General features: G+C 66.5%; 21 protein-coding genes and 1 pseudogene. 17 read left to right on the top strand and 5 right to left on the bottom strand.

Annotated features, from left to right (window positions below; genetic code table 11):
• From ERL55_RS07605 to ERL55_RS07630, 5 genes are all read right to left on the bottom strand, one after another.
• Complete coding sequence (locus ERL55_RS07605) at nt 1-3,177, bottom strand: CusA/CzcA family heavy metal efflux RND transporter (RefSeq protein ID WP_129137262.1); 3,177 nt, start codon at nt 3,175-3,177, stop codon at nt 1-3.
• A gap of 22 nt (nt 3,178-3,199) precedes the next feature.
• Nucleotides 3,200-4,180 (bottom strand): efflux RND transporter periplasmic adaptor subunit, encoded by a 981-nt coding sequence (locus ERL55_RS07610; protein ID WP_095208873.1) that lies wholly within the window; start codon nt 4,178-4,180, stop codon nt 3,200-3,202.
• Nucleotides 4,177-5,457 carry a TolC family protein gene (locus ERL55_RS07615; RefSeq protein ID WP_095208874.1) on the bottom strand — a complete coding sequence of 427 codons (1,281 nt, stop codon included), beginning with the start codon at nt 5,455-5,457 and terminating at the stop codon, nt 4,177-4,179. Before ERL55_RS07615 ends, ERL55_RS07610 begins: the two co-directional genes overlap by 4 nt.
• 56 nt (nt 5,458-5,513) lie before the next feature.
• Entirely contained in the window at nt 5,514-5,906 is a 393-nt protein-coding gene (locus ERL55_RS07620) for a hypothetical protein (protein ID WP_096009489.1), read from the bottom strand.
• A gap of 533 nt (nt 5,907-6,439) precedes the next feature.
• The gene (locus ERL55_RS07630) at nt 6,440-7,390 is read right to left on the bottom strand and encodes an IS481 family transposase (protein ID WP_129135892.1); all 951 of its coding nucleotides are present in this window, start codon (nt 7,388-7,390) and stop codon (nt 6,440-6,442) included.
• A gap of 293 nt (nt 7,391-7,683) precedes the next feature.
• Between ERL55_RS07630 and ERL55_RS07635 the strand changes: the two genes are divergently transcribed.
• From ERL55_RS07635 to ERL55_RS07715, 17 genes and pseudogenes are all read left to right on the top strand, one after another.
• The gene (locus tag ERL55_RS07635) at nt 7,684-8,604 is read left to right on the top strand and encodes a cation diffusion facilitator family transporter (RefSeq protein WP_129135893.1); all 921 of its coding nucleotides are present in this window, start codon (nt 7,684-7,686) and stop codon (nt 8,602-8,604) included.
• 129 nt (nt 8,605-8,733) lie between these two features.
• Nucleotides 8,734-9,159 carry a CopL family metal-binding regulatory protein gene (locus tag ERL55_RS07640; RefSeq protein ID WP_129135894.1) on the top strand — a complete coding sequence of 142 codons (426 nt, stop codon included), beginning with the start codon at nt 8,734-8,736 and terminating at the stop codon, nt 9,157-9,159.
• A 103-nt stretch (nt 9,160-9,262) separates the two neighbouring features.
• Nucleotides 9,263-11,116: a copper resistance system multicopper oxidase gene (locus ERL55_RS07645; protein WP_129135895.1), complete on the top strand. Its 1,854-nt coding sequence runs from the start codon at nt 9,263-9,265 to the stop codon at nt 11,114-11,116.
• Nucleotides 11,117-11,121: 5 nt separating this feature from the next.
• The gene (locus ERL55_RS07650; RefSeq protein ID WP_129135896.1) at nt 11,122-12,285 is read left to right on the top strand and encodes a copper resistance protein B; all 1,164 of its coding nucleotides are present in this window, start codon (nt 11,122-11,124) and stop codon (nt 12,283-12,285) included.
• 84 nt (nt 12,286-12,369) lie between these two features.
• Nucleotides 12,370-12,879 (top strand): nuclear transport factor 2 family protein, encoded by a 510-nt coding sequence (locus ERL55_RS07655; protein WP_129135897.1) that lies wholly within the window; start codon nt 12,370-12,372, stop codon nt 12,877-12,879.
• A gap of 13 nt (nt 12,880-12,892) precedes the next feature.
• The gene (locus ERL55_RS07660) at nt 12,893-13,417 is read left to right on the top strand and encodes a DUF411 domain-containing protein (protein WP_223675297.1); all 525 of its coding nucleotides are present in this window, start codon (nt 12,893-12,895) and stop codon (nt 13,415-13,417) included.
• 52 nt (nt 13,418-13,469) lie between these two features.
• Complete coding sequence (locus ERL55_RS07665) at nt 13,470-13,838, top strand: four-helix bundle copper-binding protein (protein ID WP_223675299.1); 369 nt, start codon at nt 13,470-13,472, stop codon at nt 13,836-13,838.
• A 102-nt stretch (nt 13,839-13,940) separates the two neighbouring features.
• On the top strand, nt 13,941-14,324 hold the full coding sequence (gene copC, locus ERL55_RS07670; RefSeq protein WP_129135898.1) for a copper homeostasis periplasmic binding protein CopC: 384 nt from the start codon (nt 13,941-13,943) through the stop codon (nt 14,322-14,324).
• A gap of 10 nt (nt 14,325-14,334) precedes the next feature.
• Complete coding sequence (gene copD / locus ERL55_RS07675) at nt 14,335-15,264, top strand: copper homeostasis membrane protein CopD (RefSeq protein WP_129135899.1); 930 nt, start codon at nt 14,335-14,337, stop codon at nt 15,262-15,264.
• A gap of 104 nt (nt 15,265-15,368) precedes the next feature.
• Nucleotides 15,369-15,602 carry a Sec-independent protein translocase subunit TatA gene (tatA, locus tag ERL55_RS07680; protein WP_096209561.1) on the top strand — a complete coding sequence of 78 codons (234 nt, stop codon included), beginning with the start codon at nt 15,369-15,371 and terminating at the stop codon, nt 15,600-15,602.
• 33 nt (nt 15,603-15,635) lie between these two features.
• A pseudogene (gene tatB / locus ERL55_RS15140) lies at nt 15,636-15,836 on the top strand (Sec-independent protein translocase protein TatB); the annotation flags it as partial.
• A gap of 124 nt (nt 15,837-15,960) precedes the next feature.
• A complete protein-coding gene (locus tag ERL55_RS07690; protein WP_241685725.1) occupies nt 15,961-18,534 on the top strand; it encodes a heavy metal translocating P-type ATPase in 2,574 nt (857 codons plus the stop codon).
• Between the two features lie 108 nt (nt 18,535-18,642).
• On the top strand, nt 18,643-19,122 hold the full coding sequence (gene cueR / locus ERL55_RS07695) for a Cu(I)-responsive transcriptional regulator (protein ID WP_129137264.1): 480 nt from the start codon (nt 18,643-18,645) through the stop codon (nt 19,120-19,122).
• A 154-nt stretch (nt 19,123-19,276) separates the two neighbouring features.
• Nucleotides 19,277-19,477 carry a heavy-metal-associated domain-containing protein gene (locus ERL55_RS07700; RefSeq protein WP_100322961.1) on the top strand — a complete coding sequence of 67 codons (201 nt, stop codon included), beginning with the start codon at nt 19,277-19,279 and terminating at the stop codon, nt 19,475-19,477.
• Between the two features lie 242 nt (nt 19,478-19,719).
• Nucleotides 19,720-20,142 (top strand): hypothetical protein, encoded by a 423-nt coding sequence (locus ERL55_RS07705; protein WP_100322960.1) that lies wholly within the window; start codon nt 19,720-19,722, stop codon nt 20,140-20,142.
• 129 nt (nt 20,143-20,271) lie between these two features.
• Nucleotides 20,272-21,594, top strand: coding sequence for a TolC family protein (locus ERL55_RS07710; protein ID WP_241685726.1), 1,323 nt, complete (start codon nt 20,272-20,274; stop codon nt 21,592-21,594).
• On the top strand, nt 21,591-23,084 hold the full coding sequence (locus tag ERL55_RS07715; RefSeq protein WP_129135901.1) for an efflux RND transporter periplasmic adaptor subunit: 1,494 nt from the start codon (nt 21,591-21,593) through the stop codon (nt 23,082-23,084). The genes ERL55_RS07710 and ERL55_RS07715 overlap by 4 nt, the downstream gene beginning before the upstream one ends.
• The last annotated feature ends 1 nt before the right edge of the window (nt 23,085 follow it).

The following is a 23,085-nucleotide window of genomic DNA, read 5'->3' on the forward strand; positions in this document are numbered from 1 at the left end:
TCAGTGGGCCTCCAGTTGCGGCTTCGCTGCGTCGCCGCGATGCAGAAGACGGTAAAGGGTGGGCAGGACAAGCAGGGTGAGCAGCGTTGAAGACACGATCCCGCCGATCACGACGGTGGCGAGCGGACGCTGCACCTCCGCGCCCGCGCCGACATTGAGCGCCATCGGGACGAAGCCGAGCGACGCCACGAGGGCAGTCATCAAGACCGGCCGCAGCCGCCCGAGCGCGCCGTTGAAGACCGCGTCGTCCAGCGACTGGCCTTGTTCGCGCAGGTTGCGAATGAAGGCGATCATGACCAGGCCGTTGAGCACGGCCACGCCGGACAGCGCGATGAAGCCGACACCTGCGGTGATCGACAACGGGATACCGCGCAGAGCCAGTGCGGCCACGCCGCCCGACAGCGCCAGCGGCACGCCGCTGAACACGATCACCGCGTCCCTGGCCGAGCCAAAGGCCATGAACAACAGGCCGAAGATGAGGACCAAGGTCACTGGTACCACTACTGCGAGCCGTTGGCTGGCCGAGATCAACTGCTCGAACGTGCCGCCGTAGTCGATCCAGTAGCCCTCGGGTACGTTCACCTGCTGCCCGACGCGCTGCTGCAGCTCTTCGACGAAGCTACCCAAGTCGCGATCACGCACGTTGGCGGTGACCACCACCCGGCGCTTTCCATTCTCGCGGTTGATCTGGTTGGGCCCCAGCAGGCTCTCGATCTTCGCGAGCTCCCGCAGCGGTACGGTCCGCGCGGTCGCCCAGCGTGGCTCCAAGCTCGACCGGTCCGCGTTCGCAACGTCGGGCAAGGGGATCGGCAGGTCCTGCAGGGCGATCGGATCGACACGCATCTGTTCCGGCAGTCGAACCACGATGTCGAAGCGGCGGTCGCCCTCGAACAGCTGGCTGGCCACCTGGCCACCCACCGCAGTGGCAACGGTCTGCTGCACGATCCCCGGATTCAGTCCGAAGCGCGCAAGCGCTGCGCGGTCCGGGACGATCGTCAGCAGTGGCAAGCCGGTTGCCTGTTCGGTGTTGACGTCGACCGCGCCCTCGACCTGCCTGGCAGCCGCCTCGACCTGTTCGGCCACCTCGACCAGCGTGTCCAGGTCGTCACCGAACACCTTGACCGCCACATCCGCACGCACGCCGGAGATCAGCTCGTTGGTCCGCATCTCGATCGGTTGCGAGTACTCGTAGTTGTTGCCGGGAAGCGTCGCCACTGCCGCTTCGATTTCGTCGATCAGCACATCCCTGCGCTTGCGTGGATCGGGCCATTGCCCGCGTGGTTTCACCATCAGGTAGGTGTCCGCCACGTTGGGTGGCATCGGGTCGGTGGCCACCTCCGCCGTGCCAATCCTGCTGAAGACACGCTCGACTTCCGGAACCTGCATCAGGCGTTCTTCCACGGCCAGTTGCATCTTCACCGACTGCTCCAGGCCCGTTCCGGGAATGCGGATCGCCTGCATGGCGAGGTCGCCCTCGTCCAAGCTGGGAATGAACTCGCTGCCCAGGCGTGTGGCGAGTAGCAGGGACACGACGACCAGCATCAGTGCCCCGCCAAGGACCCAGTTTTGCCGGCGAAGCGACCACGCAAGCAACGGCTCATAGCGCCGCCGCGTCCATTGGACCAGTCTGTTCTCCTTCTCCTCGACGCGGTTACCCATGAAGATCGCGATGGACGCGGGAACGAAGGTCAGCGACAGGACCATTGCACCGGTGAGGGCCAGCACCACGGTGATCGCCATCGGGTGGAACATCTTTCCCTCGATCCCGGTCAGCGCGAAAATCGGCAGGTACACCGCGGCGATGATGAACATGCCGAACAGGCTGGGCCGGATGACTTCGACCGTGGCAGTGGCCGTCAGGTCGTTGCGTTCCTCGCGTGTCAACGTCCGCCCAAGTCGGTGCTGCATCTCGCCAAACCGCCGCAGAACATTCTCGATGATGATGACCGCGCCATCGACGATCAGCCCGAAGTCGAGCGCACCGAGACTCATCAGGTTCCCCGACACGCCGCCACGCACCATCCCGGTGATGGTGAACAGCATGGCCAGCGGGATGACGGCTGCGGTGATGAGCGCGGCGCGGAAGTTCCCCAACAGCAGGAACAGGACCACGATCACCAGCAAGGCACCCTCGATCAGGTTCTTCGAGATGGTCTGCATCGTGCGTTCGACCAGCCCGGTGCGGTCGTAGACCGCCGTCGCGGTGACGCCTTCCGGCAAACTTGCGTTCGCATCCTGCAGCTTCGCCGCCGCGGCCTGCGCGACGGTGCGGCTGTTGGAGCCCACCAGCATCGACACTGTGCCCAGCACGACCTCTTCCCCGTTCTGGGTCGCCGCGCCCGTACGAAGCTCCGGACCCTCACCCACCTGTGCCACGTCAGCGACCCGGATCGGCAGGCCGTCGCGTCGGTCCAGCACGATGTTCCGGATCTCGTCGATCCCGCCGACCTGGCCGGGCACGCGCACCAGGTACTGCTGGCCGTTGCGCTCAATGTAACCGGCGCCCATGTTCTGGTTGTTGGCCGCCACCGCGTCGACGATGTCCTGCAGCGTGAAGCCGAGTGCAACCAGCTTGGACGGGTCCGGCGTGATGTGGATCTGCCGCTCGAAGCCGCCGATCGTGTTGACCTCGGTCACCCCCGGTGTGTTGCGCATCTGCGGCCGGATGACCCAGTCCTGCAGGGTGCGGAGGTCGGTGGCGGTCCACGGCGTGCCGTCCGGCTTGGCCGCCCCGGGCGCCGCGTCGACGGTGTACAGGAAGATCTCGCCCAACCCGGTCGAGATCGGCCCCATTTCGGGCTCCAGTCCTTCTGGGATCTGCGAGCGGATCTGCTGCAGGCGTTCGGCCACCTGCTGCCGGGCGAAGTACAGGTCGGTGCCGTCCTCGAACACCACTGTGACCTGCGACAAACCGTATCGGGACAGAGATCGCGTGTAGTCAAGGCGCGGCAGGCCGGCGAGTGCCGTCTCGATCGGGTAGGTAACCCGCTGCTCGGACTCCAGTGGCGAGTAGCCGGACGCCTCGGTGTTGATCTGTACCTGGACGTTCGTGATGTCGGGCGTTGCATCGATCGGGAGCCGGGTGAAGCTCCAGATGCCCACGCCGATCAGCCCGAGGGTCAGCACCAGCATCATCCAGCGATGTCGGATCGAGAACCGGACGATTCGCTCCAGCAGGCCCGGCTGGAGGGCTACGGCGTCAGTGGTCATGCGCCGCGCCCTCCTTGCCGATGTCCGCCTTGATCAAGTAGCTCTCCGCGACGACCACCTCCTCGCCTTCGCTCAGGCCCGAGAGGATCTGCACCTGCGTGGCATCGCGGGCACCGAGTTCGACGTGTCGGGTCAGGTACGTCTCGCCCTCACGTACGAACACGGCCTCCTGGCCATCCATCGACTGCAGCGCGGTCAGCGGCACCATCAGGTCCACCGGCTCCTGCGCGACCGTGATCCGCGCCTTGACCGCCGTTCCCGGCCGCCATTGGTTGTCGGCGTTGTCGATCGTTGCGCGGGCCACCGTGCTCTGGCTGGCGGTGGCCATGCCCGGCAGCACGCGTTCGAGCGTGGTTCGGACCGTCTCGCCATCGCTCATGCGGGTGACCGCCACCGGCACGCCGGGCTGGATGTGCTGGGCGTCGGCGCCAAAGATGTGGAGGTCGACCCAGAGCTGCGAGAGATCGGCGATCTCGAACAGCGGCGCGCCCTCGCCGGCCAAGCCGCCGACCGAGGCACTGCGCTCGACGACCACGCCAGAGATCGGCGCGGCGACGCTGTAGGTGCTCAGACTCAGGTTGCTCTCGATCGTCGCCAGCATCTGGCCGGCGCGAACCTGGTCTCCGACATTGGCGCGCAGTGAGCGGATCGGGCCTGGGAAGCGGGCGGTGACCTGCGCAACACGCCCCTCGACCGGGGTCAACAGGCCTTGCACCTCATGCTCGTCGGCGATCACGCCGGGGCCGACGGGCCGCGTCTGGATACCGGACTTTTCGGCAATTTCGGCGGGGATGACCGTGCTGGCGATTTCACCCGCTTCATGACCGTGTTCGTCGGCCTCGGTGCCGTGGTCGGCGGCCTCGTCAGCATGGGCGTCGTTTGCCGGCTGGCTAGGCTGGTCCGGCTCACCACTGCAAGCCGCCAGGCTCAAGGCCAGCGCCAATGCCGGGATCAGGTGGACAGGCTTCATGGGGTTGCTCCTTGGTTGTCTTGCGGGCCCGGGCCGGCGACGAATGCCTGGCCGGTCAGCCGCTGGATCTCGATCAGGGCGCGCTGGGCTTCCAGCGCAGCTGCCAGCTGTTGCTGCCGTGCGGCGGCGCGCTCCGCCTGCAGGCTCGACCACTCCAGATAACTGGCGGCGCCTGCGCGGTACGCGGTGGCGGCCGCTGCTTCGGCCTTGGCCAGACGTGGAAGCACGTCCTCACCCAGCCGCTGTGCTTCCAGGCGGGCCACCCCGAAGCGGCCATGCGCCTCAGCGAGGGTGGAGTAGAGCGACAGCCCCACGGCCTCCCGTTCGATTTCCAGCGCTGTCAACTCGGCGCGTGCGGCACGGATGCCCGGTTGTGCCCGGCGGGTGGTGCCCAGCGGGATCGAGACACTGCCGACCAAGCCGAAGTCATCGCCGTCCGCCATCCGTCGCACGCCCACCTGCCAGTCGAAGTCCGGGGTCGCTTCGCTGCGTGCCAGCTGCAGGCGTGCCTCGCCAATGCGCTGCTGATCGACGAACTGCGCGAGCTCGGGAGTGCGTTGCAACCAGTCGGCGAGTACCGCGAAGTCCGCGATCTGGGGCACGGCGAGCAGATCGCCCCCGAGGATCTCGAATGCGGGATTTCGCTCGCCCCACAGGGCCGCGAGATGCTGGCGGGCGGCCGCCTGACGTTGCCGGGCGCGAGCGCGATCCAGTTCCGACCGCGCGAGGGCGGCCTGGGCGGTGAGTACGACCGATTCCGGCGAAGCGCCGGCCTCGTGACGCCGGCGCGCCGCAGCAACGGTGCGTTCGCGCTGGTCGACGTCCAACTGCGCAAGCTCGCCTTCGCGTTGCGCACCGACGACCGCCAGGTAGCGGCGGGCCACTTCGGCCAGGAGATCCAACCGCTGCGCCTCGCGCTCGATGGCCAGCGCGTCGATCCGGCTTTGCGCGAGCGTGCGGCGGGCATCGAGCTTGCCGCCGCGCTCCAGCACGGAGGCGAGGCTCAGCGTGATCTCGGCGCCATCCAGGCCGCTGGCCGGGCCGGTACCGAGCACGTTCTCGACCTCGGCTCCAGCGACCAGCGCCGGGCGCAACGAGGAGCGATCCAGTTCGGCTTTCAGGGCCTCATGGCGGGCACCAAACAAGCGTAGATCGGGATGGGCGTCGGCAACGCGAAGGAAAGCGTCGTCCAGGGTGAGGGGGTCGGCGGCGTGCGTGGGGAATGCCACGGCACACACGGCGACGAACGCGGCCAGGGCCGCTGATCGCAAACGCATGGGGGTTGCTCCGATGAATCGAATTGACGGGAGTCGGCATCAGGCCGACGGCGCGGTCATCCGAAGATCGGAGGCTTGAATGGGCTCGGCAGACGCAAGGCGGCCGGGGGCGATGCTTTTTCGACCCCCATTCGACCGGCGACCGGTCGAGTAGAAAATGAATCCAGGACCGGCAACACGGCCGCGGCTGAACCACAGCAATGGGCGAAATCCAGTAACAGGTGCAACGTCTCCGATCCGTCTTGATCGTGCGCGTCCGCCGCGGCGAACTCCGCGCCCGGATCGTTGGCATGCGGGCCGTGGCTGTGCGCGCCCGACGGATCGTGCGCGAGCTCATGCATTTCGCCAGCGGCTGTCATCACCGGTTGGAACGCCAACCCCAACGCAAGCACACCCAGCACGACGACGCGCAGGAGCGGCAACAAGAAGCGGGGATGCAGGCGGGTCATGGCCGCGCAGGGTACCTGCGGATGATGGGGTTATACAATTCCGCTGAATGCGTCGAGAGGGCTACAGGGAAAAGGCGCGTTCCAGTTGTCGGCCATGGCACCGCTTGTACTTGTTTCCGCTGCCGCACTGGCACGGCTGGTGATCGCGCAGCCCCGACGACAGTGCGTGTCCAGGAACTGGTGCGCCTGCTGCAGCGGTTCGATTTCATGCGCGGGGACACTGACCTCGCCGGGAGCCGCCGGGATGCCCCGGCTCAGTCTCTTCCTGGGGGCTCTTGCCGTTGCATGGGCTGCTAGCCCTTCGATGGCAGACAGCAATACCCGGACTGCGCTCTACGAGGTCATGCGGTCGGGCTTGGCTGCCTGAGTGATCCGTGGGACGAAGTGGTGCGCGATGTTCCAACGAGACGTCCGCTTTGGGTCGAAAGGAGCCATCCGCCCTACCCCCGATAACCAGCCCTAATCCGCGCGCTCAGGCGAACACCCGCTTCGGGCAAGCAAACAGCCAACCTCGCTCAACGCAGGACGGCTGGCTAGGTGTGTAAACCCAGGACGTTGTTCAGTGGAAGCTGGATGCGGCTGATTGGGGGTTGGTAGCCAAGGCTGGCGTGCGGCCGGTGCCAGTTGTACTGGTGCAGCCAGCGAGGAAGAGCGTGCCGGCGCTGCTCCGAGCTGTCGTAGGAACAGGCATAGGCCCATTCGCGCAAAGCGGTCTGGACCAGGCGTTCGGCCTTGCCGTTGGTCCGCGGGGTGTAGGGTCGCGTGCGCAGATGGCGCAGGCCCAGGCGGCGCAGGAGCCGGCAGAAGCGCCGGGACTTGTAGCAGGCACCGTTGTCGGTCATCACCCGGGTGAAAGTGACTCCCAGACCGCGGTAGTAGCGCAAGGCTTGAAGCAGTGCGCGGCAAGCGCTGGATCCGCGCTCATCGCCTTCGATGGTGCCGAAGGCGACCCGTGAGTGATCGTCGATGGCAAGGTGGACGAACTCCCAGCCTGCGCCCTCGGACGCGCCTTGGCGATCGCCCGTGATCCGATGGCCAGGGCGCCAGAAGCGGCCCAGCTTCTTGATGTCCAGATGCAACAGGTCCCCGGCCTGGTGATACTCGTAGCGGTTATCCGGGCGCGCCGGCTCAAGCTCGGCCAGCCGGTGCAGCCCGGCGCGGCGCATCAGCCGGGCAATGGTGCTGAGGCCGACAGGCAAAGCCAATGAGATCTGGCGGTAGGTCTGACGCTGACGACGCAGAGCGGTCACCTCTGCGGCCACCGATGGCGGTGTGGCATGCGGGCACCGATGCGGTCGCGATGACCGATCATCCAAGCCGGCCCAGCCTTCCTCGCGAAAGCGGCGTAGCCACTTGTATGCGGTCCTGACGCTCACGCCCGCCGCGTGCGCAGCTTCCTCGACCCGCAGGCCTTGGTCGATCACCCGCTCCACCAGAAGGGCTCGACCGCGAGGCGTAAGACGGGCATGTTTATGCAGGTTCATCCGGGGCTCCTGGAGGGGTGGCTGATTCGCACCTCCAGTCTTCCGGGATCACCCCGGATGAACAACCTACTGAGAGATCACAGCTAGGGGCTTGCTGTGCCCTTCTCATCGTGTGAACCTGATGCCTGCCAGCCTATGCGCGCTCCGCTTAGGATCGACCGGCGCGCAAGCGGTGCCGACCCGCGCCGGAACGACGACGCCTGCTGCGGGCGGTCGAGGTTCTGAGTGGACCTGCCGACTGCGCGACATGCGCCGGCTGGCCCGGCCCGCGGTCGCAGCGGACAATAGTCCCCATGAAACCCCATGACAGACCGGCCGAAGCCACGCCGGACCTGAGGAAGTACGCGTGGCTGGCGATCGTGACGGCGGTGCTGACGGTGCTGCTCAAGGGCAGTGCCTGGGCGATCACCGGCTCGGTGGGCCTGCTGTCGGACGCCGCCGAATCGATGGTCAACCTCGTGGCCGCCATCGTGGCCCTGGTCTCGCTGACCATCGCCGCCCAGCCGGCCGACGACGACCACCACTTCGGCCACAGCAAGGCGGAGTATTTCTCCGCCGCGCTGGAAGGGATCATGATCTTCGTCGCCGCGGCCTCGATCATCTACTTGGGCATCGATCGCCTGCTCAATCCGCGGCCACTGGGAGCCCTCGGCATCGGCCTCGCCATTTCGATCGTGGCCGCCGTCCTCAACGGTGTCGTCGGGCGGATCCTGATCCAGGTCGGCACCGAGCACCGCTCCATCACCCTGCGCGCCGACGGCAAGCATCTGATGGCCGACGTGTACACCTCGGTCGGGGTCGTGGTGGGCCTGGGGCTGGCGTGGCTGACGGGCTGGGACTGGCTGGATCCGGTGATCGCGATCCTGGTGGGCGTCAACATCCTGGTTGTCGGCTACCGGCTGATGTCCGAATCCGCCTCCGGCCTGATGGACGCGACCCTGTCCCCCGAGGACAACGCCCGGATCCAGGCCATCCTGGACGCGCACGCCGAACCGGGCCGGATCGAGTTCCACGCCGTGCGGACCCGCGAATCGGGGGCCCGCCAGTTCATGGAGATGCACATGCTGGTGCCCGGCGACTGGACCGTCTTGCGCGGGCATGACGCCATGGAAGACCTGGTGGAGAAGATCGTGGCGGAGTTCCCGGCCATGCGCGTGACCGGGCACCTGGAGCCGGTCTCTGATCCCCGCAGCTACGAAGACATGGCCCTGTAGCCGAAAAACTGCTGCGGCGCGTTGGGCTAGGCAGGCGACGAAGGGCTGGGGGCTCGATATTCGAGCTGCGTCCCGTGCGGTTGTCGCTGCGTTCATCCGGCGTTTATATCCGCACGTATACTAGGGCGCATGCCTTTCCGCGCGCTCATGATGCGGTTGTTCCTGATCGTTGCCTTGCTGGCGAACGGTCCGGGCATCGCTGGCGCGTCCATGCACATGGAGCACGTGCGCGACTCCCTGGGCGACGCGACCTACGCGACCACGGCGTCGACAGCAGCCGAGGCCATGGCTGCCTGCCACGGGGCCTCAGCGGCTGCTCCGGGGGCCGATGATCACCATTACCCCAAGGCCGCTGACCATGCCGGTGCAGCATCGCCGTTGGACGACTGCTGTCAGTCAGGCGATTGCGATGCGTGCATGCACCATTGCTCCGCGGCACTTGCCGGGTCGGCACTCGCCGATTTCACCATCCGGTACCGGCACACCGCCGAACCGTTCCTGTCGGTGCACGCGTCCGCGGCCCTGACCAATCTCTTCCGACCTCCGATCGGCTAAGTGTCCCTGCGCGCCTTCCGAGGCGCTGATGGATCCTGTCCGCTGCTCCGCACTGACAGGGTAACGCTCGTCCCGCGAGCCTTCGACCTTTCCCGGAGTTCCCATGTCATCCGATTCTTTCGGCCGTGCCGAGGGGCTGTCTGCCCCGTCGCGCCGCCGCTTCGTCCAGGGCCTTGCTGTTGGCGGGGCCGTGGCAACCCTGGGTCTGTGGCCCCGTTCGAGCTGGGCCGTCAAGGCCGAGGGCCTGCCCAACGTGCTCTCGGGCACCGACTTCGACCTGACCATCGGCGAGACGCCGATGAACTTCACCGGCGCCACGCGCCCCGCGATCACAGTCAACGGATCGATTCCCGCACCCTTGCTGCGCTGGCGGGAAGGCACCACCGTCAACCTGCGGGTCCGCAATGCCCTGCCCCGCGGCTCGATCCATGGCGAGCAGGCGTCGATCCACTGGCACGGCATCCTGCTGCCGGCCGACATGGACGGCGTGCCCGGGCTGAGCTTCAACGGCATCAACCGTGGCGAGACCTACCAGTACCGCTTCAACGTCGTGCAGGGCGGCACCTACTGGTACCACAGCCATTCCGGCTTCCAGGAGCAGGCCGGTCTCTACGGGCCACTGGTGATCGAGCCGCTGGAACCCGAGCCCTTCGCCTATGACCGCGATTATGTGGTCATGCTCAGCGACTGGACCGACCTCGATCCGAAGCGCCTGTTCGCCAGGCTCAAGAAGCGGTCTGACTTCGACAACTTCTCCAAGCAGACGGTCGGCGACTTCTTCGACGACGTGAAGCAGCACGGCCTGGCCGCTACGGTCGAGGACCGCAAGATGTGGGGCCAGATGCGGATGACGCCGACCGACCTGTCGGACGTCAACGGCAACACCTATACCTTCCTCATGAACGGCACGACCTCGCTCGGCAACTGGACCGGGCTGTTCCGGTCGGGCGAGAAGGTCCGCCTCCGTTTCATCAACGGGTCGGCAATGACGTACTTCGATGTGCGCATCCCGGGCCTGAAGATGACGGTGGTCGCGGCCGATGGACAGTACGTCCGCCCGGTCACGGTCGATGAGTTCCGCATCGCCACCGCTGAAACGTTCGACGTCATTGTCGAGCCGACCGGGCAGGATGCGTTCACCATTTTTGCCCAGGACAGCGGCCGCACGGGATACATCAGCGGAACACTCGCCGTCAGGGAAGGCTTGCGGGCGCCGGTGCCGGACGTCGACCCCAAGCCACTCCTCACCATGGACGACATGGGCCACGGCGGGATGGGTGGCGGCGGTCACGACATGTCTTCGATGTCGCACGGTGCGATGGCCGGCGGTGCCATGGCCGGAATGGACCACAGCGGTCACGACATGTCGTCGATGGCAGCAGGCACGGCCGCCGGAGGGAGCATGGCCGGGATGGACCACGGTGCCGGCGGGATGCAGGAACACCCTCCGAGCGAAACCGGCAACCCCCTGGTCGACATGCAGACGATGGCGCCCGCGCCCAGGCTGGATGACCCGGGCATCGGCCTGCGCGACAACGGCCGCCGCGTGCTCACCTACGCCGATCTGCGGAGCACGTTCCGCGATCCCGACGGGCGCGAACCCGGCCGCACGGTCGAGCTGCACCTGACCGGTCACATGGAGCGCTTTGCATGGTCGTTCGATGGAGTGAAGTTCGCTGACGCCGAACCCCTGCGTCTGAAGTACGGCGAGCGCATGCGAGTCGTCTTGGTCAACGACACGATGATGTCGCACCCGATCCATCTGCACGGCATGTGGAGCGACCTCGAGGACGAGTCCGGCAACTTCATGGTGCGCAAGCACACCATCGACATGCCGCCTGGTACGAAGCGGGCCTTTCGCGTGCGCGCCGACGCGCTGGGTCGCTGGGCGTTCCATTGCCACCTGCTTTACCACATGGAAGCCGGCATGTTCCGCGAAGTGCGGGTGGAGGAATGAACGCCATGAGCCGTTCCAATCGTCACTCCCTAGCCATCGGCCTGACGTCCGTACTCGTTCTTGCAACTGGTTGCGCCCCGGCGTGGGCGCAGGAGACGGACCACGCCGCACACCATCCGGCAGCCAAGCCGGCTGCGTCACCATCGTCGCCAAAGCCCGCGGATCCGCACGCCGGCCATCTACCGACTTCACCGGACAAGAGTTCCGACGATCACGGGACGATGAACCACGGGAACATGCGGCACGGAGCTGCGAATCCTGCCGACAGCGAACACACCGGGATGGACCACTCCACGATGGACCACTCCACGATGGATCACTCCGGGATGGATCACTCCGGGATGGATCACTCCGGAATGGATCACTCCGGCATGGATCACTCGGGCATGGATCACGCTTCCATGGGCCATCAACCTGGTGTCAGCGAGGACCTGCCGCCCACGGCCGAGCCGCGCGAGCCAATCCCGGTTGTCACGCCGACAGATCGGGCTGCGGCGTTCCCGGACCTCGACGAGCACCTGATGCATGGTGAATCGATCAATTCCTACTGGGCGCTTGACCGGCTAGAGGCGTGGGACGCGGACGAGGACGGCACCGGCATGGCCTGGGAAGCACAAGGCTGGGTGGGTTCCGACTTGAACCGGCTCTGGCTGCGCAGCGAGGGCGAGCGTGCAGGTGGATCCACCGAGTCGGCGGATGTGGAAGTGCTGTACGGCCGAGCGATCGCCCGATGGTGGGACGCAGTCGCCGGTGTCCGCCATGACTTCGCCTTCGGCGGCGGGCCGTCGCGCACCTATGCCGCGCTCGGTGTGATCGGTCTTGCGCCGTACAAATTCGAAGTCTCCGCGACGGCCTACCTAGGCGAGTCCGGTCAGCTCGGGGTAGGTGCGGAAGCCGAATACGAAATGCTGTTCACCAACCGGCTGATCGGCCAGTGGCTGGTCGAAGGCGAGGCCTGGAGCAAGGACGATCCGGCGGTGGGAATCGGCAGTGGGCTGAGCAAGGTCGAAGCCGGTTTCCGCTTGCGCTACGAGTTCCATCGACAGTTCGCGCCCTATGTCGGCGTGGTCTGGGAGCGTGCTTACGGCGGAACCGCAGACCTCCGTCGCGCAGCATCAGGCGATGTTGACGACACCCGGATTGTGGCGGGCGTCCGCATCTGGTTCTGACAGGAACTGGCATTGAGCCAGCGTACGCAAGGCTGGCTGAAGTTTCTTCAGCGACACACACACCACTGATTTCGGAGTTCACGCATGAACGTAGCACCCGTCACCCTCGCCCTCGCACTGGCATTTGCCGTTGTGTCGCCCGCTATGGCGCAGACAACCCAGGCGCATGCACATCACCCCGCCACTGCGGCAGCGGCGAACGTGGATGTTCCTGCCGCCGCCACGGCCGCCGTCGCCGTGGTAGAGCGGTTCAACACCGCACTGTCCAGCGAAGACCTGGCAACGGTCGGATCCCTGCTCGCTCCTGACGTCCTCATCCTCGAGTCCGGTGGTGCCGAGCACAGCCGCGAGGAATATCTGGGCCACCACGCCATCAGCGACGCGGCGTTCCTCAAGGACGCCCATCGCCAACTCGTGCGCCAGCGCGCACGAACCGCTGGTGAGTTCGCATGGGTGGGAACCGAAAGCGAGCTGCACGCCCAGAAGGACGGCAAGCCCCTGACCGTTCTGAGCACCGAGACAATGGTGCTGAAGCAGACCGCCGACGGCTGGCGGATCGTCCACATCCACTGGTCCTCGCGGACCAAGCGCTGAGCGCAGAACCGACATGAATGCTTACGGATTGAACCGACTGACGTGGGTGGTTTTCGCGGTCGCCGGCCTGGGTGCTTGCACGCAGGCCAGTACGCCTGCGCAATCCACCACCGCGCAGACAGCACAGGTCGTCCCGGGAACACCCGCCGTGACTCCAGCAGCCCTGCCACGCATGACCGTCCATAAAACCCCGACCTGCGGATGTTGCGGTGCCTGGATCGAGCACATGAAGAAAGCGGGCTTCGCGCTGGACGTGCACGACATGGATGACCTGGGCCCAGTGAAGGAGCGACTGGGTGTGCCCTACGCAAAGGGGTCCTGCCACACCACCGAGATCGCCGGATACGTGATCGAAGGCCATGTTCCAGCCGCCGACATCAAGCGCCTCCTTGAGGAAAGGCCGGACGCACGGGGCCTGGTCCTGCCCGGAATGCCGCTCGGGTCGCCGGGCATGGAAGTCCCGGATGGGCGCCAGCAGCCCTACACGGTCGAACTGGTCCATCACGACGGAACCACCGAACCATTCGCGCAGCACTGAGCCATCGGCGAATCAGGGGGCGGTGTAGCGGGCGCGCCGATTCTCGTCCGCGATGAAGCAGGAGATCCACATGACTCACCATTCCGAAGACCACCGGTCCCAGGCCATGAACACGTGCATCGACAACTGCACGCAATGCCATGCGATTTGCCTGGAGACCATCAACTATTGCCTGACCAAGGGAGGTGCACACGCAGCACCGGAGCACATCGCCCTGCTGGCGACGTGTGCCGATATCTGTGCCACCAGCGCCGACGCGATGCTGCGCGGTACGAGCGTTCATAACGTCATTTGCGGTGCCTGCGCGGAGATCTGCCGCCAGTGCGCGGATGCATGCGATGCCATGAACGACCCCGAGATGACGCGTTGCGCTGAAGCGTGTCGTCGATGCGCGGAAAGCTGCAGCGCCATGGCAGCTTGATGCATCGAGGGTCCCGCCTGCGATGGCGGGATCCTCACCTCCGATTTCACAAGGCACGGCGCCCACCAACGGGGCTTTGCATCAGTTCACAAAGAGGTCCATATGAAGTCTTCAAGCGTTTTTCGCTCTTTCGCGCTCGTACTCGCAATCGCGGCAGGGCAGTTTTCGCTGCAGGTCGCGCGCGCCCACGCGGCGTTACAGCAGTCCACACCGGCAGCAAATGCGGTCGTGGCCTCCCCAAGCCAGATCGATCTCGTGTTCAACGAGACGCTGATTCCGCGCGCGTCGCGTCTCAACCTGCTCATGAAGCACGGCAGTTCCACTATGCCGATCGAGAACGTCACGACCGAGATCGTCAACGACGGCAAGACCCTGCGTGCCAAGTTGCCTCGTCCGTTGGCTCCAGGTCTCTACACGGTGGAATACCGCGCTGTTGGAGGTGACAACCACCCCATGCCGGGCAGCTTCAGCTTCACGGTGCGTTGAGGAGTCGAGGATGTTCGACCTGTCGGCCTACGCACTGAGATTCCTGGAATACATGGTTCTCATGGTTCTTTTCGGGGTTCCGCTGTTCGGCTGGTATGGTTTGCGGCGACCGGCACTCGCCGACGCCCTGGCCGGATGGCCCTTCATGGGCATTCTGTTGGTGAGTGCCGCCGTCGGGCTCGTGCTCACCGGGGCCGATGTCGTATTCAAGACCGCCGGCATCATGGGAATGCCGATTGCCGACGTTGATCGCGAATCGCTTGGCTGGTATCTGCTCGAAACGTCCGCGGGCCGCGCAGCCATGGCGAGAAGCGTGCTGCTGATCGCCATGGCGTTCTTGCTCGGGTGGCATCGTCGTCGCGGGACGGTGGAGTCCGCCTTCCCGCTGGCGGCGACGCTGGCGGGCGGCGCACTCGCTTCGCTGGCATGGAACGGCCACGCCGCTGCTGGCGAGGGCATGGCAGGTGCGGTCCGGCTTGCCGCGGGTCTCGTCCACCTTCTCGCAGCAGGCGGCTGGGTCGCAGCGGTCTTGATGTTCTTGGGGATGCTCCTGCAAGGCAAGGAAGCCTCCCGCAACGACCGCCTGCGATCCACGCATGATTTTCTACATGGCTTTTCGACGCTGGGCACGATTTTCGTAGCTGCGCTCATCGTGTCCGGTATCGCGCACTACGGTGATCTCACCGCTTGGTCCTTGCCGACGCTGGTGCAAAGCACCTACGGAAACCTGTTGCTGGTCAAGCTCGCTCTATTCGGCGGAATGCTCGGACTGGGAGCGCTGCACCGTTGGGCGCTGGTGCCACGCCTGGGACGGGCGTTGACCAGCGGAAACCCTGCGCAGGAAGTGCGCGCCCTGCGGCAGAGTCTGGCGGCGGAGGCCATATTGGCCACGTCGATCGTGGGCGTTGTTTCCGTGCTTGGGACCCTCAGTCCCATGTAGCGCTGCAACCGTTGTGCATCACTGATTATCCAAGCGCTCCGCAGCTACCAGTACTCATTGTCTCGGAGCAGGTGTTCTTTTCATCAACCATTGAGAGGGCTCTTATGGGAAGTTTCAGTATCTGGCACTGGCTGATCGTGCTTGCAGTCGTGGTGCTCGTGTTTGGTACCAAGCGGCTGAAGCACGCCGGGCACGACATTGGCCAAGCGATCAAGGGCTTCAAGCAGGGTGTCAGCGACGATCAAGTGACGCCGCCAGCCCAGTTGAGTATCGACGCACGAAACGCTGGCAGCCATGACGCCGAGCGCAGCCACCACGACGAAAGTGTCCCGCGCTGAGCACGCGACTCCGGTCCGAGCCCGACTCAAGGCATGTTCGACATTGGCTTTTCCGAGCTGTTCGTCATCGCGGTGGTCGCTCTGGTGGTGCTGGGCCCCAAGCGCCTGCCGAACGCTGCAAGGTTCGCCGGCCTGTGGGTCCGGCGCGCGCGCGCGCAATGGCATTCGGTGAAGTCCGAGCTGGAGCGCGAACTGGGCGAAGAGGAGCTCCGGCGCAGCCTGAGTCAGGCGCGCGAGGAACGCAGCGGCCTGGCCGCGCGGGTAGCACGTGCCGAGCTGTCGGCCGCCTCAGTCCTTGACCTTGCCATCGTGGCAATCTTTAAGCTTGGTACCACGTCCTCGCTGAAGAGCTAGTTCCATGACCTCCGCTCCCATCCACGCGGTCCTCGATCCACCGAAGCGCGTCGCCACCCGTTTGAGCCTGCCGATCGAGGGCATGACCTGTGCCTCGTGCGTCGGCCGCGTCGAGCGCGCGTTGAAAGCCATCCCTCACGTCCAGACAGCCGCGGTCAACCTCGCCACCGAACGTGCCGACCTCACCTTCTTTGGCCTGGCCGATCCGCGGGCTGCGGTTCGCGCCATCGAGAGTGCCGGCTACACGGTGCGCGAAGAGACCACCGAGCTCGCGATCGAGGACATGACCTGCGCGTCGTGCGTGGGCCGGGTCGAAAAGGCGCTCGCACAGATCCCGGGCGTGCTCGAAGCCAACGTCAACCTGGCGACCGAGCGCGCGCGGGTGCGCCACCTTGCCGGGGTCGTTTCCACGGCGGACCTTGAAGCGGCGGTCGAACAGGCGGGTTACAAGGCCCGCCGCTTGTCCGTCGATACGGCAAGTGCAGGCGATCATGACGCCGAGCGTCGTGAGAGCGAGGCACGGGGGCTGCGGCGGGCTTTGACCATTGCCGCCGTCCTCACCTTGCCAGTCGTCATCCTCGAGATGGGGTCCCACCTGATTCCCGCCATGCATCATTGGGTGATGGGGGTCCTGGGTCAGCAGACGAACTGGTATATCCAGTTCGCGCTCGCCACCCTCGTGCTGTTTGGTCCGGGGCTACGCTTCTTCCGCAAGGGCGTACCAGCGTTGCTGCGCGCTGCCCCCGACATGAATTCACTGGTCGCGGTTGGCACGGCGGCCGCGTACGGCTATTCAGTCGTCGCAACCTTCGTCCCCGACGTGCTGCCCCCGGGCACCGCCAACGTCTATTTCGAGGCCGCCGTGGTCATCGTGACCCTGATCCTGCTCGGGCGCTCGCTGGAGGCGCGCGCCAAGGGGCGAACCTCACAGGCGATCAAGCGCTTGGTCGGACTCCAGGCCAAGACCGCGCGCGTCGAGCGCAACGGCGATACGGTCGAAATTCCGCTCGATCAGGTGGCGACCGGTGACGTCGTGCTGGTTCGTCCGGGCGAGAAGATTCCGGTGGACGGCGAGGTCGTCGAGGGCGCCTCCTATGTCGACGAAAGCATGATCACCGGCGAGCCGGTCCCCGTATCGAAGGGGGTGGGCGCCGATGTCGTCGGAGGCACGATCAACAAGACCGGCGCTTTCAGTTTCCGCGTGACGAGGATCGGCGCGAACACGGTGCTCGCGCAGATCATCCGCCTGGTCGAGGAAGCGCAGGGTTCCAAGCTGCCGATCCAGGCGCTGGTCGACAAGGTCACCATGTGGTTCGTCCCGGCAGTGATGGCCGGGGCCGCGCTGACCTTCCTTGTTTGGCTGGCCTTCGGACCGGAGCCCGCGCTGTCCTTCGCGCTCGTCAATGCGGTCGCGGTGCTCATCATCGCCTGTCCCTGTGCCATGGGGCTGGCCACGCCGACCTCGATCATGGTCGGGACGGGCCGCGCGGCCGAGCTCGGCGTTCTCTTCCGCAAGGGCGAGGCCTTGCAGGCGCTGCGCGATGTGAGTGTCATCGCGCTCGACAAGACCGGCACGCTGACCAAGGGGCGCCCGGAGCTGACCGACCTGGTGCCTGCCGAAGGCTTCGAATACAACGAAGTCCTGGCGTTTGTCGCCGCGGTCGAGACCCGCTCCGAGCACCCGATCGCAGAAGCGATCGTCGACGCCTCCAAGCAGCGGGACATCACGCTCGCACCCGTCGGGGGCTTCGAGGCCACGCCGGGTTTCGGCGTGTCGGCCAAGGTCGCCGGTCGCACCGTCGCCGTCGGCGCGGACCGATTCATGACGCAGATCGGTATCGATGTGTCGGACTTCCTGCCTGTCGCCCAGCGTCTCGGCGACCAAGGCAAGAGTCCGCTCTATGCCGCGATCGACGGCCGGCTGGCGGCGGTGATCGCGGTGGCCGACCCGATCAGGGAGACCACGCCCGAGGCGATCAAGGCGTTGCATGCGCTGGGACTCAAGGTCGCGATGATCACCGGCGACAATGCCGCGACGGCCGCGGCGATCGCCAGGCAGCTCGGCATCGATGAAGTCGCGGCCGAGGTCTTGCCCGACGGCAAGGTCGCGGCGCTGAAGAAGTTCCGGACCAATGGCGCGCGGGTCGCCTTCGTGGGCGACGGCATCAACGACGCGCCGGCGCTGGCCGAAGCGGACGTCGGGCTCGCCATCGGCACGGGAACCGATGTGGCGATCGAGGCCGCCGACGTGGTGCTGATGTCGGGCGACCTGCGCGGCGTGACGAATGCCATCGCGCTCAGCCGAGCGACGATCCGCAACATCAAGCAGAACCTGTTCTGGGCTTTTGCCTATAACGCCCTGCTGATCCCGGTCGCGGCGGGTGCGCTTTACCCGGTGAACGGCATGTTGCTTTCGCCGATCTTCGCTGCGGCCGCGATGGCCCTCTCCAGTGTCTTCGTGCTCGGCAACGCGCTCCGGCTCAAGCGCTTCCAGGCTCCCATAACGATCGAAACCCGTACGGGGATGCCCCAGAGCGGGGCGGCATTGCCCAATCCGCGCCAGGCAATCGAACATTGATCCCAAGACACGGTGCCGCCTGACTGAACACCAAGACAGGATCGATGTGGCGGACGCCGGCCTAGCGTGTCGAACCAAGCATCCTTGGGTGACCAGGAAAAGAGAATGATGAATAACGGTGAAGCAGCCAAGTTTTCAGGCGTGTCGGCGAAGATGATCCGCTACTACGAACAGATCGGCTTGATCCCCAAAGCTGCGCGCTCTGAGGCCGGCTACCGACACTACAGCACGCCTGACGCTTATAGCCTTCGCTTTATCCGTCGCGCACGAGACCTTGGCTTCTCTGTCGAACAGATCGCAGAACTGCTGGTCTTGTGGCGCGACCGTGACCGCGCAAGCGCCGACGTCAAGGCGATGGCGCTTTCCCATGCCGCCGGACTGAAGACGAGAATCGCCGAGCTGCAGGCGATGGTGCAAACGCTCGAGCATCTGGCCGACCACTGCCACGGGGATGACCGACCGGAATGCCCGATCCTTGCGGATCTGGCCGAGCCAACAGCGGCGGAGTCGCGTTCGCAGGGTCCACATAGGACGCCTCGGTTTGGGGCCGACACGCCCGCCTCCTCGCGTAACCGCGGCGTCAGATGACTCATTCGTGGTCGGACGTGCATTCGCAAGAGTTCTCGGCGCCGTTGTCGGCCAGCCGTGAGCAGCTTGCAAACATTCTGCTGATAGCCGATTGACCTTGCCACGCTGTCAAACCCCATATTGATCCGACACCACAGTCGATCAGGAGATCAAGATGCTTCGTTTCCACATTCCAAACATGACATGCGGCGGCTGCGCCAAGTCCGTCAAGAAGGCACTGCTCAGTGTGGACCCCCAAGCCCGCATCGAAACCGACCCACCGACGCGTCAGGTGAGGGTCGATAGCGACATGGACGGGGGCGCGTTCCTCTCAGCGCTCAGTGAGGCTGGGTACCCGGACGAGCGATCAGCCTGAAGCTGGTTCCGGCCGCCGCCGGCGCGCTCTACTCGCGCTCGGGGATCCCGCTGAGCCCGATGGTTGCGGCGCTCGCCATGAGACTGAGCTAGGTGTCGGTTGTGGCCCGCGCGCTTCGCCTGGCCGGGTCGGCTCCGGTTTCGGCGACACCGAAAGCGGCCATGCCGGTCCAGTCACCCGATCTGCCCGGGGGATTGATCTGGATCAGTTGCATCTGACCGAGCAAAAGGTAACCTCAAGCCATGATCCGCCGTCGTCACCGTAGCTGGTTCCAGCGCACCGCCCTCCTCGCGATGGCGGCATTGCTCTGGTCTCAGCTCGCGCTGGCCAGCCATGGCGGCTGCCTGGATCTTCCGGGCACACCCGCCGCCGCAGTCGCGGCCGGCGCGGATACCCCCCACGACCACGGCCACGGCTGCGACGCGGAGCTTCCCTCGGCGGACAGGGCGGTGTGTGCCGCGCACTGCAGCGAGGGGGGTATTTCGGCCGACAGTGGGCGCATCCCACCGGTCCCGCCGCTGTTTGTCGGAGCGTGGGTCTCCTGGTTCGTCGTGGCCGAGGTCGCCGATGCCGGCCCAGGGGTCACGCCCAGCTGGGTGGAATCGCCCCCCAGGCCCGCCTGGCACCGCCCCACCGCCCATCCCGCGGCTCTCCTGCTGATCTGATGCCCGAACGCTGACCCGCCCGCACAACTGTGCGGCGCGGTCCTGTGCGTTCGCGCCGTGGCTGCGTCACGGCATGTGTTCCTGCCCTCGTCCGAGCGACCTGCGTCGCGTCGGCCCAAGGACACTGATATGGCATCCCTGTTCGACCCGATGCAGGCCAGGCGCCTGCACCCTTACCCGCTGTTCCGCCGTCGGCCACTGCTCCGGCACCTGCTTGCCTGCGTGTTCGCCGGCGGCTTGTGGACGCTGGCGCTGCCCGCGACCGCCACCGAACCCATCCCGGGGCACAGCCTCGAGTCGATCCGCACCTGGGTTCTGGAACACAACCCCGAGCTGCGGGCCATGGACTTCGAAACCCAGGCCGCCGAAGCGAGGATCCTTCCCGCAGGTGCCCTGCCCGATCCGATGGCCTCGGTTGGATTCCGCGGCCTCGATCCGGACAAGCCCTGGCGCACCGCCGGTGCCGAGCGCGAGGTGAACTACGCGCTGCGCCAGCGCTTCCCGCTCTGGGGCAAGCGCGGCCTGGCGCGGACCTCGGCCAGCCAGGATGCGATCGCGGCCGGACTCGACCGCATCGCCACGGCGCGCGACCTGCTGTCCGATGCCGAGGCGGCCTACGCACGCTACTGGCACGCCGACCAGGCCGTGGCCGTGCTCGATCGCCGCATCGCCCTGCTCCGCCAGGTCGAAGAAATGGCCGGCGTGCGCTACGCGCTGGGCCGCGCCGCGCAGCAGGATGCCATCCGCGCCCAGGTCGAGCAGACCAGCCTGCAGCGCGAGCGGATCGAACGCCTCGCGACCAAGCAGGAGGCGGCCGCCACCTTGAACGCGGTGCTGGGGCGCCGGTCCGATGCACCGCTGGCGACTCCCGGCGAGGCGCCGCGCCTCGCCGTCCACAGCGCCTCGCTTGCCGAGGCACTGGATGACGCCGATGCGCATCCCGCGGTGCGCTCGCAGCAGGCCCGCGCCGAGGCCGCGCGCACGAACGTGGTACTGCAGCGTCGCAACCGCTTTCCCGACATCACCGTGGGCGTGGGTGCGATGCAGTACGGCAACGGCATCGAAAGCACCGAGCTGATGCTCGAGGTCGAGATCCCGTTCCAGCAGCGCGCCCGCCGCGAACGCGAGCGCGAATCGCGCCTGCTCGAAGACGCGGCGCTGGCCCGCCGGGACGCCACGTTGCGGGCCGTCGAGGAAAGCGGCGCCTCCGCCTGGTCGCAGTGGACCAGCGCACGCGAGCGCCGCGCGCTGATCGAGAACACGCTGCTGCCGCAGGCCGACGCCACCTGGCAGTCCGCGCTGGCCAGCTACCAGGTCGGCGAAGTCGACTTCGGGACGCTGCTGGAAGCACTCAATGAATGGCAGGGCGCCGACCTCGCACGGGTCGATGCACTGCGTGACGAACTGTTGGGCGCCGCCGCCGTGCGCGCCATCGAAGGAGAGATCCGATGACCCGTGTCCAGACCCTGTCGCTCGCCATCGGCGTCGCACTCGCCGCACTCGCCGTCGGCTGGATGGCGGGCCGCGCCACGACCGATTCGCCCACCGCAGCCACGTCCGCCGAGGCAGCGGCCGCGGAACGCAAGGTGCTCTATTACCGCAATCCGATGGGCCTGGCGGACACGTCGCCGGTGCCGAAGAAGGATTCGATGGGCATGGACTACGTCCCGGTCTATGCCGACGACGCCCCGCCGGCGGCGCCGGGTACGGTGGTGCTGCCCCCGGACAAGGTGCAGGCGCTGGGCGTGCGCACCGAGGCGGTCAAGCGAGGAGCCATGTCCGCCACCGTGCGCACCAGCGGCACGGTCGAGGTCGACGAGACCCGGCAGTACGCGATCGCGCCCCGCTTTGAAGGCTGGGTGGAGCGGCTGTACGCGAACCAAACCGGCATGCGCGTCCGCGCCGGGCAGCCGCTGCTCTCCGTCTACAGCCCACAGTTGGCGGCGGCGCAGCAGGAATACCGGCTGGCCGACGAGACCGCCCGCAGGTTGGCCGGGTCCGATCCCGCGAGCGCGGCATCGATGACCCGCCTGCGCGATGCCGCACGCACCCGCCTGCGCAACTGGGAAATCAGCGACGCGCAACTCGGCAAGACGGGGCTGGTGCTCACCGCGCCCGCGGACGGGGTCGTGATCGAGAAGCCGGTGGTCCAGGGCGCACGCTTCGAGCCCGGCGAAACCATCCTGCGCCTGGCGGACCTGTCGACGGTGTGGGTGATCGCGAAGGTCCCGGCGGCGCAGGCCGCGGGCATCCAGCCCGGCCAGCCCGCACGCTTTGAAACCGTGGCCCTGCCGGGCCAGGTGGCCGAGGGCGCGGTCACCTTCGTGCAGCCCGTCATCGATGCGATGACGCGCACCGTGGATGTGCGCATCGCCCTGCCCAACCCCGACGGCGACCTCCGGCCGGGGCTCTACGGGACGGTGGTGCTGGAGGAGCCGGGTGCTGGACCGGTCCTGACCGTTCCGCGCTCGGCCGTGCTCGACAGCGGCACGCGCCAGGTGGTGCTGGTCGAGACCGGCCCCGGCCGGTTCGCACCGCGCGACGTCACCCTGGGTCGCCGTGGCGGCGATCGCATCGAAGTGCTCGACGGCATCGCCGAAGGCGAACAGGTCGTGGTCTCCGCCAACTTCCTGATCGACGCCGAAAGCAACCTGCAGTCGGCACTCCAGGGGCTTGAGGGTCATGCAGGACACGGCGCGCCTTCGGGCACCACTGAGGATCCACACGCCGGGCACGGTGAGGACGCCGTCGATCCGCACGCAGGTCATGTTGACGAGGTCGCTGATCCCCACGCAGGCCATGCCATACCGGCGACATCGGGAGATCCACCGGCTGCCGCCAGCGATCCTGGCGCGTCCGACGGCCATGACAGCCATGGCGACCATGGAACGATGAACGACCACGGCACACCTGCTCCCGCCACCAGCCACGAGGGGCACTGAC

It is taken from the genome of Luteimonas sp. YGD11-2, assembly GCF_004118975.1.
Classification (GTDB): Bacteria; Pseudomonadota; Gammaproteobacteria; order Xanthomonadales; family Xanthomonadaceae; genus Luteimonas; species Luteimonas muca.

Excerpts from the sequence above, each read along its gene's own strand:
- ERL55_RS07610 (WP_095208873.1), bottom strand. The coding sequence starts at position 4,180 with ATGAAGCCTGTCCACCTGATCCCGGCATTGGCGCTGGCCTTGAGCCTG.
- ERL55_RS07615 (WP_095208874.1), bottom strand. The coding sequence starts at position 5,457 with ATGCGTTTGCGATCAGCGGCCCTGGCCGCGTTCGTCGCCGTGTGTGCC.
- ERL55_RS07620 (WP_096009489.1), bottom strand. The coding sequence starts at position 5,906 with ATGACCCGCCTGCATCCCCGCTTCTTGTTGCCGCTCCTGCGCGTCGTC.
- ERL55_RS07630 (WP_129135892.1), bottom strand. The coding sequence starts at position 7,390 with ATGAACCTGCATAAACATGCCCGTCTTACGCCTCGCGGTCGAGCCCTT.
- ERL55_RS07635 (WP_129135893.1), top strand. The coding sequence starts at position 7,684 with ATGAAACCCCATGACAGACCGGCCGAAGCCACGCCGGACCTGAGGAAG.
- ERL55_RS07640 (WP_129135894.1), top strand. The coding sequence starts at position 8,734 with ATGCCTTTCCGCGCGCTCATGATGCGGTTGTTCCTGATCGTTGCCTTG.
- ERL55_RS07645 (WP_129135895.1), top strand. The coding sequence starts at position 9,263 with ATGTCATCCGATTCTTTCGGCCGTGCCGAGGGGCTGTCTGCCCCGTCG.
- ERL55_RS07650 (WP_129135896.1), top strand. The coding sequence starts at position 11,122 with ATGAGCCGTTCCAATCGTCACTCCCTAGCCATCGGCCTGACGTCCGTA.
- ERL55_RS07655 (WP_129135897.1), top strand. The coding sequence starts at position 12,370 with ATGAACGTAGCACCCGTCACCCTCGCCCTCGCACTGGCATTTGCCGTT.
- ERL55_RS07660 (WP_223675297.1), top strand. The coding sequence starts at position 12,893 with ATGAATGCTTACGGATTGAACCGACTGACGTGGGTGGTTTTCGCGGTC.
- ERL55_RS07665 (WP_223675299.1), top strand. The coding sequence starts at position 13,470 with ATGAAGCAGGAGATCCACATGACTCACCATTCCGAAGACCACCGGTCC.
- copC (WP_129135898.1), top strand. The coding sequence starts at position 13,941 with ATGAAGTCTTCAAGCGTTTTTCGCTCTTTCGCGCTCGTACTCGCAATC.
- copD (WP_129135899.1), top strand. The coding sequence starts at position 14,335 with ATGTTCGACCTGTCGGCCTACGCACTGAGATTCCTGGAATACATGGTT.
- tatA (WP_096209561.1), top strand. The coding sequence starts at position 15,369 with ATGGGAAGTTTCAGTATCTGGCACTGGCTGATCGTGCTTGCAGTCGTG.
- ERL55_RS07690 (WP_241685725.1), top strand. The coding sequence starts at position 15,961 with ATGACCTCCGCTCCCATCCACGCGGTCCTCGATCCACCGAAGCGCGTC.
- cueR (WP_129137264.1), top strand. The coding sequence starts at position 18,643 with ATGAATAACGGTGAAGCAGCCAAGTTTTCAGGCGTGTCGGCGAAGATG.
- ERL55_RS07700 (WP_100322961.1), top strand. The coding sequence starts at position 19,277 with ATGCTTCGTTTCCACATTCCAAACATGACATGCGGCGGCTGCGCCAAG.
- ERL55_RS07705 (WP_100322960.1), top strand. The coding sequence starts at position 19,720 with ATGATCCGCCGTCGTCACCGTAGCTGGTTCCAGCGCACCGCCCTCCTC.
- ERL55_RS07710 (WP_241685726.1), top strand. The coding sequence starts at position 20,272 with ATGGCATCCCTGTTCGACCCGATGCAGGCCAGGCGCCTGCACCCTTAC.
- ERL55_RS07715 (WP_129135901.1), top strand. The coding sequence starts at position 21,591 with ATGACCCGTGTCCAGACCCTGTCGCTCGCCATCGGCGTCGCACTCGCC.